Source organism: Corynebacterium otitidis ATCC 51513 (assembly GCF_000296405.1).
GTDB lineage: Bacteria > Actinomycetota > Actinomycetes > Mycobacteriales > Mycobacteriaceae > Corynebacterium > Corynebacterium otitidis.
In genome coordinates, this window is sequence record NZ_JH815195.1 from 72,771 (window position 1) to 87,272 (window position 14,502).

Annotated in this window: 14 protein-coding genes; 5 read left to right on the top strand and 9 right to left on the bottom strand. The window is 70.2% G+C overall.

The window, feature by feature from the left end:
- The first annotated feature begins 121 nt into the window (after nt 1-121).
- The 5 genes from HMPREF9719_RS07805 (at nt 122) to HMPREF9719_RS07825 (ending at nt 3,847) form a co-directional block, all read left to right on the top strand.
- Nucleotides 122-1,342, top strand: a complete 1,221-nt coding sequence (locus HMPREF9719_RS07805; protein ID WP_004601449.1) for an IS110 family RNA-guided transposase — start codon at nt 122-124, stop codon at nt 1,340-1,342.
- 218 nt (nt 1,343-1,560) lie between these two features.
- Nucleotides 1,561-1,761: a hypothetical protein gene (locus HMPREF9719_RS07810; protein ID WP_004601450.1), complete on the top strand. Its 201-nt coding sequence runs from the start codon at nt 1,561-1,563 to the stop codon at nt 1,759-1,761.
- Nucleotides 1,758-2,558, top strand: a complete 801-nt coding sequence (locus tag HMPREF9719_RS07815) for an Asp23/Gls24 family envelope stress response protein (RefSeq protein ID WP_004601451.1) — start codon at nt 1,758-1,760, stop codon at nt 2,556-2,558. Before HMPREF9719_RS07810 ends, HMPREF9719_RS07815 begins: the two co-directional genes overlap by 4 nt.
- Nucleotides 2,555-3,268 carry a hypothetical protein gene (locus HMPREF9719_RS07820; RefSeq protein WP_004601452.1) on the top strand — a complete coding sequence of 238 codons (714 nt, stop codon included), beginning with the start codon at nt 2,555-2,557 and terminating at the stop codon, nt 3,266-3,268. The genes HMPREF9719_RS07815 and HMPREF9719_RS07820 overlap by 4 nt, the downstream gene beginning before the upstream one ends.
- Nucleotides 3,269-3,271: 3 nt before the next feature.
- Nucleotides 3,272-3,847, top strand: coding sequence for an alkaline shock response membrane anchor protein AmaP (locus HMPREF9719_RS07825; RefSeq protein WP_004601453.1), 576 nt, complete (start codon nt 3,272-3,274; stop codon nt 3,845-3,847).
- Between the two features lie 22 nt (nt 3,848-3,869).
- Here HMPREF9719_RS07825 and HMPREF9719_RS07830 read toward each other — a convergent pair whose 3' ends face one another.
- The 9 genes from HMPREF9719_RS07830 to HMPREF9719_RS07870 all read right to left on the bottom strand — a co-directional run bounded on the left by HMPREF9719_RS07830 (nt 3,870) and on the right by HMPREF9719_RS07870 (nt 14,307).
- Complete coding sequence (locus HMPREF9719_RS07830) at nt 3,870-4,631, bottom strand: hypothetical protein (protein WP_004601454.1); 762 nt, start codon at nt 4,629-4,631, stop codon at nt 3,870-3,872.
- Between the two features lie 190 nt (nt 4,632-4,821).
- Nucleotides 4,822-6,015 carry an elongation factor Tu gene (tuf, locus tag HMPREF9719_RS07835; RefSeq protein WP_004601455.1) on the bottom strand — a complete coding sequence of 398 codons (1,194 nt, stop codon included), beginning with the start codon at nt 6,013-6,015 and terminating at the stop codon, nt 4,822-4,824.
- A 372-nt stretch (nt 6,016-6,387) separates the two neighbouring features.
- The gene (gene fusA / locus HMPREF9719_RS07840; RefSeq protein WP_004602013.1) at nt 6,388-8,520 is read right to left on the bottom strand and encodes an elongation factor G; all 2,133 of its coding nucleotides are present in this window, start codon (nt 8,518-8,520) and stop codon (nt 6,388-6,390) included.
- Between the two features lie 221 nt (nt 8,521-8,741).
- Nucleotides 8,742-9,209 carry a 30S ribosomal protein S7 gene (rpsG, locus tag HMPREF9719_RS07845; protein ID WP_004601457.1) on the bottom strand — a complete coding sequence of 156 codons (468 nt, stop codon included), beginning with the start codon at nt 9,207-9,209 and terminating at the stop codon, nt 8,742-8,744.
- Between the two features lie 3 nt (nt 9,210-9,212).
- Nucleotides 9,213-9,584, bottom strand: coding sequence for a 30S ribosomal protein S12 (rpsL, locus tag HMPREF9719_RS07850; RefSeq protein WP_004601458.1), 372 nt, complete (start codon nt 9,582-9,584; stop codon nt 9,213-9,215).
- A gap of 586 nt (nt 9,585-10,170) precedes the next feature.
- Nucleotides 10,171-10,941: a hypothetical protein gene (locus tag HMPREF9719_RS07855; protein ID WP_004601460.1), complete on the bottom strand. Its 771-nt coding sequence runs from the start codon at nt 10,939-10,941 to the stop codon at nt 10,171-10,173.
- 118 nt (nt 10,942-11,059) lie between these two features.
- Nucleotides 11,060-11,944, bottom strand: coding sequence for a hypothetical protein (locus tag HMPREF9719_RS09335; RefSeq protein WP_004601461.1), 885 nt, complete (start codon nt 11,942-11,944; stop codon nt 11,060-11,062).
- A gap of 90 nt (nt 11,945-12,034) precedes the next feature.
- Nucleotides 12,035-12,844, bottom strand: a complete 810-nt coding sequence (locus HMPREF9719_RS07865; protein WP_004601462.1) for a hypothetical protein — start codon at nt 12,842-12,844, stop codon at nt 12,035-12,037.
- A 290-nt stretch (nt 12,845-13,134) separates the two neighbouring features.
- Nucleotides 13,135-14,307, bottom strand: coding sequence for a hypothetical protein (locus tag HMPREF9719_RS07870; protein WP_004601463.1), 1,173 nt, complete (start codon nt 14,305-14,307; stop codon nt 13,135-13,137).
- Nucleotides 14,308-14,502: the final 195 nt, after the last annotated feature.

Sequence of the window (14,502 nt, forward strand, 5' to 3'; positions counted from 1 at the left end):
AATAGGGACATGACTCCCGACGAAGATTCGGTGAAGTCTCAACGTAACGTGGATGTCTGCCTGCCGCGTCATGACCAGCGATCTTTCCCCATATTCCGCTATCGCACCCGAAGGGTGAACCATGACCGCGGCCACCTCATTCAAGGTGATCATCGGCCTCGACGTCGGCAAAACAGGCCACCACGCGTGCGCCCTGTCCGCCGACGGCAGCCGCCGATACTTCGATAAACCCCTACCCCAAGACGAGAGCAAACTCCGAGACCTATTCACCAGCCTCCAAGCCCACGGGCCAGTGCTTCTCGTCGTCGACCAGCCCAACACCATCGGCGCTCTTCCCGTTGCCGTCGCCCGCGACTGCAGTGTTGCCGTCGCGTACCTTCCCGGCTTAGCGATGCGCAAAGCCGCCGCCCTGCACCCAGGCACGGCGAAAACCGACAAGCGCGACGCGTTCATCATCGCCGAGACCGCCCGCACCACCCCAGCCACTTTGAGAAAGGACGACCACAACGACGAAGCGCTCTCTACCCTCAAAGCGCTCGCCGGGTTCGACGAGGACATCACCCGCGATTGTTCGCGCACCATCAACCGGCTACGCAGCGCCCTGCTCCAGATCCACCCAGCCTTAGAACGTGTCTTCGCGGGCGGGACGATCACCCGTAGTGCCGTTCTTGACCTGCTGGAACACTACGGCGGACCCACCAAGCTGCGGGCGGCAGGCAAGAGTCATGTCACCGCTTGGATCAACCGGCGCTGCCGAGGCGACCACACCGATCTCGTCGCGGCTATCTTCCACGCATTAGACCAACAGACCGTCGTAGTGCCCGGAACCAGCGCCATCGAACGCACGATCCCGCTGCTCGCCTCCAACATCAAAATGTTCAAAAAACAGCGCGACCTGATCGCCGCCGAGGTCAACGAGGTGGTCGATGCCCTCCCTCTTTATGAAATCTTGACATCCATCCCCGGGGTGGGTGTGGGGATCGCTACCTCGATCCTGATGGCCGTAGGCGACTGCTCTGACTTCCCCGATGCGACACATCTAGCCTCCTATGCCGGCATCGCGCCCACGACTCGAAGATCGGGAACATCGATCAGAGGAGAGCACCCGTCCCGGGCCGGGAATAAGCGCTTGAAGAACGCGCTGTTTCGATCGGCCTGGATATCCACTAACTGCCACGAAGCCTCACGCGACTACTACCAGCGGAAACGACGCGAGGGTAAACGCCACAACGCGGCGGTGATGTGCCTGGCACGTCGACGGTGCAACATGATCTACGCGATGCTGACCAGGAAAGAGTTCTTCCGAGACGAACCACGAACACCCATCCTGGCGGCCGCCTAGCACAACAGACCTGGCACGACGCTTGCACACACAGCCATGCAGGCGCCGCGATCAAGTGCGCCCGGATCCGGGGCTACGCCCGGTAGCCCATCCGTAGCCGGGCGTCTGCTACAGCTTGACACCAGACATAGGGACACCCCCCCCCGCCGCCCCGGCCGCCTTTACCGGGCGGGCGGGGACCGCCCTTCCCCACGTAGAGATCGGGAATTTCCAGCGACATGAAGAACCACACCGCACACGGCATCCTCATCGGCCTCGGCCTGGCGCTCGCAATCATCCTCGGTGGCGCCGCCGGCTTCCTCCTTGCCCTCGTGCTCGGCGGGATCGGCGCCGTCATCGGCGCGCACCTCGACGGGCGGATCAACCTGCGCGCCGTCGTTGACTCCGCGCGCTCGAGCGGGCGCGGGGGCCGCGGGTGAGCGCGCCCGACGATCCCGCCGGCCGCGTCAGGATCAGCCCTCGGGCGCTCACCCGCATCGTCGAGCGCGCCGCCGCGAGCGTGCCCGGCGTCACCGAGCACGGCGGCGGCCTCGACCGGGTGACCGGTAGGCGCTTCCCCCGCTTCGACGTGCGTGTCAACGACGCCTCCACCCGCGCCGACGTCGAGGCCCACATCGCGATCGTCTGGCCCGCGCCCGCGGTCGCCATCGCCCGCGCCGTCCAGGAGACCATCGCAGAATGGCTCGACGCGATGGCCGGCCTCGAGGCACGCGCCGTCGACGTCGAGGTCGGCTACGCCGAGCGCGCCCCGCGCCGCCTCACCGAGCGGGACGTCGCCGCCGCGAAGCGCCGCCCGCAGGTTGCGCCCGCCCACGCCCGCGCACTTCCCGTCTGGCGGCCCCGCTACGTCGCCCGCCACCCGCACGCCGCGACCTGGGCGCCGCTTCGACCCGTGTCCCTCCGCGAGCCCGCCGCGCGTAGCCCGAGGATCGGCGCCCGAGCGGGGGCCAAGCCCCGCCGGGTCGCTGCACCCCTGCCCATCGTTGTGGCGAGGGCCGCGGCGCCCCGGCCGGTCCCCGTCGCGCGGGTCGCCGCGCCGGCCTCGGCTCGCGTCCTCCCGGTCCGAGCGCCCCGCACGGCGCCCGTGGTGCGGGTGACGGCGCCGACCGGATCGCCGTCGTCCCGCCCGGTGCGGGTCGTGACGCCGCCCGCACCATCCGTCATCCGCGTCGCTGCCTCGCCGGCCCCAACTACGAGAGGAGACGGCTCTCGATGAGCGATCCGAACACCACCGAGCCCCTCGAGCCCCGACCCTCCCCGGGGGTGCGCTGGTGGGCCCTGCTCCTCGGGCTGGCGGCGCTCGCCGGCGGCATCGCCGTCGCCATCGACGCCATCGCCGGCTGGCTCGACCGAGGCAGCTCGATCATCGCGCCGGCGATCCGCGCGGTCGCCGGGGTGGGCTCGACCGCGCCGTGGCTTCTCGTGCTCATCGCCGCCGCGCTCGCCGCCCTCGGCGTGCTGCTAGGGATCTCGGCGCTGAAACCCCGACCGCGGCCGTGGCGGCGGCTCGGCAGCGACGCGCCCGGCTGGCTGCGCCCCGTCGACGTGGCCCGGCACAGCACCCACCTCGCGAAGACCGTCCCCGGCGTCACCCAGGCGACGACGACGGTGCGGGGCCGCACCATCGTCTGCGAGACGCTCGTCGACCGCGACGGCGACGCTCTCGCCGAGGAGCTCCGCGACACCCTCAACCGGCGGCTCCTGCCGGCACTCGGCGGCGAGTACCGGCTGCAGGTGAGCGCCAGGCGCGCGCCGCTCGACGACGCGGACGCCCGCGCGCAGGGCCAGCGCACCGCAGCCGACGTCACCGCCGCGATCCCCACGCGGCACGGCCACGACGAGGCCGACGAGCCCGGCGGCCCGGTCGTCGACCAGCCCCCCGGCGAGGACCGGGCCGAGAGCAGCAACGCCAAGGGAAGGAACTAAGCCGTGGGACACGTCATCGCCAGCATCGACCGGCTCCTCGTGGGTCTCGTCGGCCTCGCGCTGCTCGCCGCCGCCGCGGTTCTCGGGGGCCTCGCGGCAGGGCTCCCCGCAGCCGAGACCATCGCCGACGCGCTGTCCTCGGGCAGCCTGGAATCGACCGTCGCGGAGCCGTGGTTCCCCGCGGCGGCTCTGTTCGGCGGGATCGTCCTCGCCGCGCTCGGCGCGTGGCTCGCTGTCGCGAATCTCCGCCGGCGGGGCTTCAACATCGTCCGCTCCCGCGAGTCCGGGGACCTCGGGTCGGTGACGCTGTCGCTCAACCGGATCGCCGCAGCCGTCGCCTCGGTCCTCGAGGAGCGCGAGGGCGTCACCCGGGTCGCCACGCGCGTGGCGATGGACCGGCGGCGCCCGACGATGGAGTGGACCATCGACGCCGAGGCCGGCGTCCCCCTCCTCGAGCTCGCCGGCGACATCGACCAGGCCGAGGAGGACCTGCGCGTAGCGATCCCCGGCGTCGAGGTCGACAGCCGGTTTAGGGTCCGGCTCGCGCCGGTGCCCACCGAGTCCTCCCGCAACAAGTAACAGCCCGGAGCGGGGCTCGGCGCTACCCCGCCTCGGGGAGGTCCACGGGGTGGACGGCGCGCGCGACGCCGAGGTAGCGCCGCCGTCCGCCGCCGTCGACGACGAGCACCGGCCCGCCCGCCTCGAGGGCCTCGATTCTTTGCCAGGTGATCCTCCGCCGCGCGGTCTCGCGGCGATGCGCGTCGACGACCGTCATGCGCCTGGCGACGAGCAGCCGGCGCCCGACCCCAGGCCCCGGTGACTCGTCGTGCGCACCCTCGGGGGCGGCGGGCGCCCCGTCCGTCCCGTCCTCGACGTCGACGAGGTAGCGCTCCTCCCCCAGCTTCTCGGGCGTCAACCCGCCGAGAGAGGCCCTGGGCAGCCGGGCCGCCACGGCGATCGCGCGGCACACGCCCAACCGGTGACGGATGCCCTCCTCGTCGTAGACCGCGACCGGCCAGCCGACGGCCACCGTCCCGAGGCGCCCGTAGCGCCACGCGGTGGCGCGCGCGGGGTCAGCCGCGGGCACCACCGTCACCGCTTTCGCGCGCCCGTCGATGGTGACGCGGGCGGCAGGCTGCTCGCAGTCGATCATCGCGACGCGCCCGAATCCGTCGGGGAGCTCCGCGGGGCGGGCGTCGGCGAGTTCATTCAGCCGCCTCACGAGGCGCTCGTCGTCCGTGCCCCAACCGAGGCCCTCGTTCGCGAGCATCGCGAACAACGTCGCGAGGCTGAGGTCCGGCTGGCCGCGCCACGCGCGGCGCACCGCCTCGAGCACCCCGTCGATGCGCTCCGGGTCCTGCACTCTTGCCCACGTCCTTTCCTTGTCCCGTCAGGCCACGCGCTTAGAACCCTCGACACAGTCCTGAGGTCGATGCTCGATCCGCGCGTTGCGACGACAAAAAGGGCCCGCCCCAGCGCTTGGCTGGGGCGGGCCCGGTGTCACCCTCCCGCGGCTGCCGGTTGTTCGGCTCTCCGGGGGTGGCTGCCTCTACTTAGTCGTAGATCTTGGTGACGCGGCCGGCGCCGACGGTGCGGGAGCCCTCGCGGATCGCGAAGCGCAGGCCCTCGTCCATGGCGACGGGCTGGATGAGCTCGACGTCGATGTCGACGTTGTCGCCCGGCATGACCATCTCGGTGCCCTCCTTCAGCGACACGACGCCGGTGACGTCGGTGGTGCGGAAGTAGAACTGCGGACGGTAGTTGTTGAAGAACGGGGTGTGGCGGCCGCCCTCGTCCTTGGAGAGGACGTAGACCTGGCCCTCGAACTTCGTGTGGGTCGAGTACGCGCCCGGGGCGGTGACGACCTGGCCGCGCTCGACGTCCTCGCGCTTGAGGCCGCGGAGCAGGAGGGCGGCGTTGTCGCCGGCCTCGGCGGAGTCGAGGAGCTTGTTGAACATCTCGATCGAGGTGACCGTGGTCTTCTGGGTCTTCTCGCGGATGCCGATGATGTCGACGTCGTCGTTGACGTTCAGGGCGCCACGCTCGACACGGCCGGTGACAACCGTGCCGCGGCCGGTGATGGTGAAGATGTCCTCGATCGGCATGAGGAACGGCTTGTCGGTCTCGCGCTCCGGGTCCGGGATGGACTCGTCGCAGGCGTCCATGAGGTCGACGATGGACTGGACCCACTTCTCGTCGCCCTCGAGGGCCTTGAGAGCGGAGATGTGGACGATCGGGGCGTCCTCATCGTAGTCCTGGTCGGCGAGGAGCTCGCGGACCTCCATCTCGACGAGCTCGACGATCTCGTCGTCGACGTCGGGCATGTCGCACTTGTTGAGGGCGACGAGGATGTAGGGCACGCCCACCTGGCGGGCGAGCAGCACGTGCTCGCGGGTCTGCGGCATCGGGCCGTCGGTGGCGGCCACGACGAGGATCGCGCCGTCCATCTGCGCCGCGCCGGTGATCATGTTCTTGATGTAGTCGGCGTGGCCCGGGGCGTCGACGTGAGCGTAGTGACGCTTCGGGGTGGAGTACTCGACGTGGGAGATGTTGATCGTGATCCCACGCTCCTTCTCCTCCGGCGCCTTGTCGATGGTGTCGAAGGCGAAGGCCGTGTTCTCCTCGGGGTACTTGTCCGCCAGCACCTTGGTGATCGCGGCAGTGGTCGTCGTCTTGCCGTGGTCGACGTGACCGATGGTGCCGATGTTCAGGTGCGGCTTGTTACGCTCGAACTTTTCCTTTGCCACAGTAAGTCCTCCTGGACGTTCTCGGGAGCACGCGGTCGACGCGCCCCCGCTCGTTTACGGGCCATCCTTCGCCAGCCACGAACGGGTCTCTACGCCGCCGACCTGCTGGGATGACGATTACACATTGTGCCAGTTTCCTTATCGTAGAGATAAGGTAGGCGTTTTTCAAACGCCCTTAGCCGCCGGTCACCGGGCATGCAACCGATCGTGCCGCGGGGAGAAACGGCCGGCCATGCCGGCCCGCCCAACGCGCCGCCCCGGGAACAATGGGGCTTCACGGCGCGCTCGGCGGGCCGGCACGACCCGCCGGGCTCCCCGCCCGGCGGCGGCGCCCCGAAAGTCACTGGCGTCGGGGCGCCGTGGTCGCGCAGCCTACGCGGCGGAGTTGCCGTTGCGCTCGTCGATGATCTCCTGGGCGACGCTCTGCGGCACCTCGCCGTAGGAGTCGAAGACCATCGTGTAGTTCGCGCGGCCCTGCGTCTTGGAGCGCAGGTCGCCGACGTAGCCGAACATCTCAGAGAGCGGCACCTTGGCCTTGACGACCTTCGCACCGCCGCGGTCCTCCATGGAGGAGACCTGACCGCGGCGCGAGTTCACGTCGCCGATGACCTCGCCCATGTACTCCTCCGGGGTGGTGATCTCCACCGCCATGAGGGGCTCGAGCAGGGTCGGCTTCGCGCGCGCGACGCCCTCCTTGAAGGCCTGGGAGCCGGCGATCTTGAACGCCATCTCCGAGGAGTCGACGTCGTGGTACTGGCCGTCGAGCAGCGTGGCCTTGAGGTTCACGAGCGGGAAGCCCGCGAGGAAGCCGTACTGCATCGCGTCCTTGATGCCCTCGTCGACGGACGGGATGTACTCCTTCGGCACGCGGCCGCCGGTCACCTCGTTGACGAACTTGTAGACCGGGCTCTCGCCCTCCTCGAGCTCCTCCGGGTCCGGGTTGTAGGGCTCGAAGCTGACGATGACCTTCGCGAACTGGCCGGAGCCACCCGTCTGCTTCTTGTGGGTGTACTCGACCTTCTCCACCGGCTTGCGGATCGTCTCGCGGTAGGCGACCTGCGGGGCGCCGACGTTCGCCTCGACCTTGAACTCGCGGCGCATGCGGTCGACGAACACGTCGAGGTGCAGCTCGCCCATGCCGCCGATGACGGTCTGGCCGGACTCCTCGTCGAGCTCGACGGTGAAGGTCGGGTCCTCCTCGGAGAGCTTCTGGATCGCGGTGCCCAGCTTCTCCTGGTCGGCCTTCGACTTCGGCTCGATGGAGACCTTGATGACCGGGTCCGGGAAGTCCATGGACTCGAGGATGATCGGCGCGTTCTGCGCGGACAGGGTGTCACCCGTCGAGGTGTTCTTCAGGCCGACGACGGCGTAGATGTTGCCGGCGTGGGCCTTCTCGACCGGGTTCTCCTTGTTGGCGTGCATCTGGAAGAGCTTGCCGATGCGCTCCTTGTGGCCCTTCGTCGCGTTGAGGACCTGCTCGCCCGGCTCCGCGGTGCCCGAGTAGAGGCGCAAGAAGGTGAGCTTGCCGAAGAACGGGTGCGCGGCGATCTTGAACGCCAGCGCGGAGAGCGGCTCGTCGTCGCTCGGCTTGCGGGTGAGCTCCTTCTCCTCGTCGTCGACGGCGTGGCCGGTGACCTCGCCGACATCCGTCGGGTTCGGCAGGTACTCGACGATCGCGTCGAGCACCGGCTGGACGCCCTTGTTGCGGTACGCGGTACCGCAGAACACGGGGAAGACCTCGGAGTTGACGGTGAGCTTGCGAATCGCACCCCGGATCTCGTCGAGGGTGAGCTCCTCGCCGGCGAAGTACTTCTCCATGAGCTCCTCGTCGGACTCCGCGACCTGCTCGATGAGCTTCTCGCGGTACTCCTCGGCGCGCTCCTTGAGGTCGTCCGGGATCTCGCGGACCTCCGGCTCGGCGCCGACGTCGACCTTGCCCGGCCAGACGTGCGCCTTCATCTCGACGAGGTCGACGACGCCGTCGAAGTCGTCCTCCGCGCCGATCGGAAGCTGCATGACGAGCGGGGTTGCGCCCAGGCGCTCGACGATGGTGTCAACGGTGTAGTAGAAGTCCGCGCCCAGCTTGTCCATCTTGTTGACGAAACAGATACGCGGGACGTCGTACTTCTCCGCCTGACGCCACACCTGCTCGGACTGCGGCTCGACGCCCTCCTTGCCGTCGAAAACGGCGACAGCGCCATCGAGAACGCGCAGCGAGCGCTCCACCTCGACGGTGAAGTCGACGTGGCCGGGCGTGTCGATGATGTTGATCTGGTGGTCGCCCCAGAAGCAGGTCACCGCGGCCGACGTAATGGTGATGCCGCGCTCCTTCTCCTGGTCCATCCAGTCGGTGGTGGAGGCGCCATCGTGGGTCTCGCCGACCTTACGGTTGATGCCCGTGTAGTAGAGGATGCGCTCGGTCGTGGTGGTCTTGCCGGCATCGATGTGCGCCATGATGCCGATGTTGCGGACCTTCTTCAGGTCCTTGAGCACTTCTTGTGCCACAGTTCATACCCCATTTGTGTCTCGTCGACGCCGCACGCCCGCGCGCTGCCGGCCGGCACGCGCAAAGGCGCGAACGAAAGCGTCATCGATGGAAAGTTACCGCGTCACGGCCCGTACGGGCGACATCCCGCCTGGGCGCCACCTCAGTATCGTAGCGGCCCGGGCCCGGCGCCGGGCGCCGCAACCCTGGTGTTGAAGGCTGCGGCGCCTAGTGTCGATGGCTACCAGCGGTAGTGAGCGAACGCGCGGTTCGCCTCGGCCATCTTGTGGGTGTCCTCGCGGCGCTTCACCGCGGCGCCGAGGCCGTTGGAGGCGTCGAGGATCTCGTTGGCGAGCCGATCGGTCATGTCGTGCTCGCGGCGCTGGCGGGTGTAGGTGACGAGCCAACGCAGCGCCAGCGTCGTCGAGCGGCCGGGCTTAACCTCGACCGGGACCTGGTAGGTCGCGCCGCCGACGCGGCGGGAGCGGACCTCGAGGTCGGGGCGGATGTTGCCCAGCGCCTTCTCGAGGGTGCCGACCGGGTCGGTGCCGGTCTTGGTGCGGCACTGCTCGAGCGCGGTGTAGACGATGTTCTGCGCGGTGGACTTCTTGCCGTCCTTGAGGATCTTGTTGACCAGCTGGGTGACCAGCTCGGAGTCGTAGACCGGATCCTTGACGAGTTCGCGCTTGGGAGCCCTGGACTTACGCATCGCTTACTTCTCCTTCTTCGCGCCGTAGCGGGAACGAGCCTGCTTGCGGTCCTTCACGCCCTGCGTGTCGAGGGCGCCGCGGACGATGCGGTAGCGCACGCCCGGGAGGTCCTTCACGCGGCCGCCGCGGACGAGCACCATGGAGTGCTCCTGCAGGTTGTGGCCCTCGCCCGGGATGTAGGCGGAGACCTCGTAGCCCGAGGTGAGCCGGACACGGGCGACCTTACGGAGCGCCGAGTTCGGCTTCTTCGGGGTGGCCGTGTAGACGCGGGTGCACACGCCGCGGCGCTGCGGCGAGCCCTTGAGGCCCGCGGTGGACACCTTGTTCGACTTGCTGCGCCGGCCCTTGCGGACCAGCTGCTGGATAGTTGGCATAGCCGCCTTCCTTCTGTTCTTACGGTCGGACCCGACCAACCGGCGCCCCGGAAGGGTGTCCCGCCCGCCGGCCCGCGAGGCGCGCCAGCGCACGACGAGTGGCGGGACTCTTCGAATCCGGGGTCCTGCCGGTTGATCACGGGGCCCGGTTTCCCGGTCCCCTTCTCGTACCCCCCTGCCGGCCTCCGGCGAGCGGAGAACCATTGGGGAGATTGATCCTCGTGGGAGGATACGCCGCCATAGGCCCGTTGGCCAATCCGCCGGCGGCCCGACCGGCGCCACTGCTGGCCGGTTCGCGGTGCCGGCGACTCCCCCGACGCACCGCGCACGGTCCTCTGGAGCCCGGGCACCCGCCCGCCGCGAGTTCAACGATCGTCGTCACCACATCGGTGCGCCGCCGCAGCGCTACCGACCGGACCTTCTGCGGCCGACGTCGCCGGCGGCGTCGGAGTTTTTGACCGTCGGACGGCCCCGGCGACGGGCCGAAGTGCTGGTTACTTGCGGTCGATGATGACGTGCGCGTCGCGCCCGCCGGTGCAGTGGATCCGCGCGTCGCCCTGGCACGACATGGTGTAGTTGAGGCCGGTCACCGGGCTGTACGCGTTGACGGTGAAGGATCCCCGGGCCGGCCCATCGACTGCCACCCCTGGTAGACCGCGAGCGCGAACGCTTCAGAAGTTGGGCCCTGCCGAAAGACCGCGGCGCCCTCGTCCTCGGAGACCAGCAGCGCCCCGGCGGGCAGCGGCTGGCGCGGCTGCTCCACCACCTCGGCGTCCGCGGCAGGGGCGCCCTCGGGCTCCCCCGCGGCGCCCTGCTCGCCCTCCGCGGCCCCGGGCTCAGCGACCTCCTCGGGATCCTCGACCACGGTGACGTAGGTCGTGGGTACCTCCGAGGCGGGGCCAGCCAGACCCCGCCCGCCGGGCCCCCACCTGTCCCACGCGACCCAGCCGGCGGCCGCCGGCAGCGCGACGATGAGGATAACCATGACGACCGTCCCCGCGGACAGGCCTCGCGAGGACTTGTCCTCCTCGTCGCCGTCGTGCTCGGCGACGGCCGCGTCGGCGATTCCGTAAGACACGGCGTCGTTAGCCGCGTAGGCGTCGAGATCCCCGCCGTCGGGCCACTCCTCGGCGACGCCGGCGTCGTCGGCATCCGCGGCGGCCTGCGCGTAGAAGCCCCACAGCCCGGCGTCGTCGGGGGAGTCGGAATCGACCTCCTCGGGCACCGTGGGAAACTCGTCGGTGGGGGTGTCGTCCACGCTGGGCGCGGAGCCCTCGGTGCCCTCCCCTGCCCGGGTGTCCGCCGCCTCGTCGGGGGCGTTGTCCTCCCGGGGACTACCCCACTGCGAGCCCGCCATCTTCTGCTCTCTTCTTTACGTCGTCGGCCAGTGGTGGTCAGTATAGGGAGAATCCGCTCCCCCGGCGCCGGCATTGACCAGCCGGCGGGCCCGCGGCGGGAGGCTTCGGGCTCCGCCTCTAGCGGGCCTCGCAGCCGTCGGCGCGGCCCACGAGGGCGCTCGGCAGCGCCCCGGCCAGGTCGGTCAGCGCCGCCTGACCCGCCTCGAAGGTGCCTGCCGCGGGCCGCACGGCGACGGCCACGCCGAAGCCCTCGACCCGGCCGAACTGTCGCACGAGGTAGCGGCCGCCCTCGTCCGGCCCCCAGCCGGCCTTCGCGGGCACCTCGACCCCGGAGAGCCCGAAGCCGAGCCCCTCCGCGGGGGCGCTTAAGGGCCGGAGGATGTCGCGGCCGAGCGCGTCGCAGGGCAGCTCGTAGGCGAAGCGCGCCTGGTCGGCGAGCGCCCACTGGGTCTGCCCGAAGGCGCTAAACCCCGGCCTCGGCGCGGCCGCGGGCACCGCCGGGGCCGGCGCGAGGCGCCCGATCTGCGCCTCGGCCTTCGCGGCGGCCTCGCGGCCGGGGCCGAGCGCCTGCCACAGCCGCTCGGCCGCCTCGTTGTCCGAGGCCCGCAGCGCCGCGTCGACGTCCGCCGCGCTGCCGGCGCCCTCGGCGAGCGCGGCCATCGCCACTGGGACCTTCATCGTCGACCAGGCCGTGTCGTCGCCGACCTCCCCTGCGGCGGCCTCCGCCTCGGGGGCGAAGACGACGACGGCGGCCTCCCCGCCGTGGGCGCTAAGGACGCCGTCGATCGCCTCGCTCAGGGCCTCGGTGATCTCGTCGGGCTCGTCGTTGGGTGCCTCGGGCGGCGTGGCGGGCGACGTCGTCACCGTCGTGGTCACGGTGCTCGTCTCCGTCACCTTGGCCTCGGGCTCCGGCTCCCCGGAGCCCCAGCACCCGGCCAGCGCGAGCGCCGCGGCCAGCGCCGTCGCGCCGACGCTGCGCCGCACGGTACGCGTGTAGGTCATTTCTGTGTCCCTTCCCGAGGCCGCAAGGGCACCGAGCTCGTGTGCCGGTCTCGGCCGCGGGCCCGCCGGGCGTTCGCGCCCGGCGGGGCGCTACCGGCGCTTCGGATCGATGATGACGTGGCCGTTCTCCCCGCCGAAGCACTCGATGCGCTCCTCCCCGGAGCACTGCATCACGTAATCCTGGCCCGTCACCGAGCTGGACGCCTCGAGGGCGAAGGCACCGGTGGGGGAATCCTCGTCGCGCCACGCGTCGTAGACCGCCTCGGCGAACTCCTCGGAGGTGGGCTCGACCCGGTAGACCGTGGCATGGCGGTTGGAGAGGACCTCCTCGGCGCCCTCCGGCGGCGGGGGCGGGCCGGGCTGCGTCTCCGTCGTGGTCGGCTCCGCCGGCTGCTCGGGGGCCTCCTCGACGGTGGTGGTCTCCGTGACGATGGTCGTCTCCGTGCCGGGGGCCGTCGTCGTGGCGGCGGGCTCCCCGCCCGAGCCCCAGCGGTCCCACGCGAGCCAGCCGGCCACCGCGGCGAGACCGATGGCGAGGATCACCGCGATGACGGTCGCGACGGTCGTGCCGTTCGACGAGCCCCGCTCGTCGTCCTCGTCCCAGTCGTCGCCGCCATCCTGGGGCGGGATGTAGCTGGACTGCTGATAGGACCGCGTCGCCGAGGGGAACACCTGGGTGGGCTCGGAGCGGCGCTGGTCCGCCTGCGGGTAGTAGCGGGTCTCGTCCCGCAGCACCCGCGTGGCGTCCGGGTCGTCGGGCCCGCCCACCGAGGGGAACTTCTGGGTGGGGGCGCTGTCGTCGCCGCGCGAGTGGTCCGGGGCGGAACGCCAGTGGCCCTGCCCGGCGTCCCCATCCCGGTTCCTATCGTCGCCGTCTCGGTCCCACTGCGAGCGCGCCATCGCCTCCGCTCTCCTTCACTCTCGTATCGGGCAGTAGATATCAACGATACTGGAGCCCCTCCCACCCAGTGCGGCCACGGCGTGCGCCGCGGGACGGGCGCGGGTTGGGTTCCCGGTTCGACGGGCAAACGCCGGGCGCAGTCTTTTATCACCGCAACGCCGACACCCCGAGGTTTCCGGATCTTCCACCGCCGGGGAACTTCGGCCTCGGCGAAGAGAAAGCCGGCGAGGCCCGCGCGGTGCCCATAGCGGCCCCGCCGAGACGCTCGCCGGATTAGGCGCCCGTCGGGCTACTTCTCGATGTACACCTGCGCGTTGTTTCCGCCGGTGCACGCCACGTGCCCCTGGTTCACGCAGGTCATCTTGTAGTTCTGTCCCGTCACCGGGCTGTGGACGTCCAGGGTCACGGTACCGTCCGTGTCGTCCGCCTGGTGCCACGCGTCGAACGTCGCCGAGGCGAACTCAGCGGACGTCGGGCCGGCCTTGTAGACGTTGTAGCCCTCGCGGTTCTCGACGAGCTCCGCGCCCGAGGGCAGCGGCGCGTCGAGGAAGGGAACGTCGGTGCGGTGCTTGGAGGTGTCCAGCTCGCCGTCGCCCTCGCTGGCGGGAACCTCCACGACACCGTCCTCGCTCGCCCGGACCGCGTAGCCGTCGCGCTCGAACACAACGTCGCCGTCACCGGTGAGATCGATCCGGACATCATTGACGCTGATGACGTCGCCGCGCTCAACGGGGGTAGGCGTCCCAACGGCGTCGGTGCCAGCCTCAAACCGCACGCTGCGATCGGAGAAGTTCACGAAGAACCGGTCACACCGCGTGGGCAGTTGCTGTCCGCCCCCTTCACCCGGAGTGAACTTCAGGCATTCCTGGTACGGCAGCGCCTTACCCATGTCCAGGCACTTAATCTCCGGGGAATACACGTCGCAGGCCAACGTCTGCCCCGCTGAGCCGAAGGGGAAGGACACCGTGTCGGCGCTGACCTCGCGCGCGTTCTTCGACGGGTTGTTGACGTTGCCCAGGGGCTTGAGCTCCGACTTCCCGGTGGGAACACGGTGCCCGAAGTCCACCGGCTCCTCGCCGGCGTCCGGGTAGCTCGGCGTGAAGGTATCGTCCTCGAGGGTGAAGCTGAAGTGCTCCTCACCCGGCGGCTCGGCGAGGCCGTTGTACACCGAGCCGGTCACGTTGACCGTGTCCTCCGTGATCTCGATCTTCGGGCCCAGAACCGTGCGCAGCGGCTGGTCTGTAGCGGGCTTGTCGTAGTGGAACGGCACCACGAGACCGCTACGGGCGCCGACGGTGCTGTTCGGGCCCTTGATACTGCCGTTCTCCGCCTGGATGGCGACCGCACTCACCGGCGCGCAGGGATCAAACTGGTTGTCGATCAGCTGCACGTGAAGGACAGTGTCGGTGTTCTCCAGTGCGAACGCCCCGTCCTGCAGCCACGTGCCGAGCTCGGTCTCCATGAGGTCAAGGCTGGGATCGCAGGTCTCGGCGGGGGACGCCTTCTTCTGCTTGCTCGGGGCCTGGGCCTGCGGCTCCTGCTGCGTGGCCGACTGCTGCCCCCCGCTGGATGGTCGTGGTCGAGGTCACGGCCTCCTGCTGCGGGGCGTTCGCGCCGCACGCCGCGAGCGCCAGCGCGCCCACCAGCCCGACGACGG

Bases quoted from the DNA above. Each gene is read 5' to 3' on its own strand.
- HMPREF9719_RS07805 (WP_004601449.1), top strand. From the start codon at position 122: ATGACCGCGGCCACCTCATTCAAGGTGATCATCGGCCTCGACGTCGGC.
- HMPREF9719_RS07810 (WP_004601450.1), top strand. From the start codon at position 1,561: ATGAAGAACCACACCGCACACGGCATCCTCATCGGCCTCGGCCTGGCG.
- HMPREF9719_RS07820 (WP_004601452.1), top strand. From the start codon at position 2,555: ATGAGCGATCCGAACACCACCGAGCCCCTCGAGCCCCGACCCTCCCCG.
- rpsG (WP_004601457.1), bottom strand. From the start codon at position 9,209: ATGCGTAAGTCCAGGGCTCCCAAGCGCGAACTCGTCAAGGATCCGGTC.
- rpsL (WP_004601458.1), bottom strand. From the start codon at position 9,584: ATGCCAACTATCCAGCAGCTGGTCCGCAAGGGCCGGCGCAGCAAGTCG.
- HMPREF9719_RS07855 (WP_004601460.1), bottom strand. From the start codon at position 10,941: ATGGCGGGCTCGCAGTGGGGTAGTCCCCGGGAGGACAACGCCCCCGAC.
- HMPREF9719_RS09335 (WP_004601461.1), bottom strand. From the start codon at position 11,944: ATGACCTACACGCGTACCGTGCGGCGCAGCGTCGGCGCGACGGCGCTG.
- HMPREF9719_RS07865 (WP_004601462.1), bottom strand. From the start codon at position 12,844: ATGGCGCGCTCGCAGTGGGACCGAGACGGCGACGATAGGAACCGGGAT.
- HMPREF9719_RS07870 (WP_004601463.1), bottom strand. From the start codon at position 14,307: ATGGAGACCGAGCTCGGCACGTGGCTGCAGGACGGGGCGTTCGCACTG.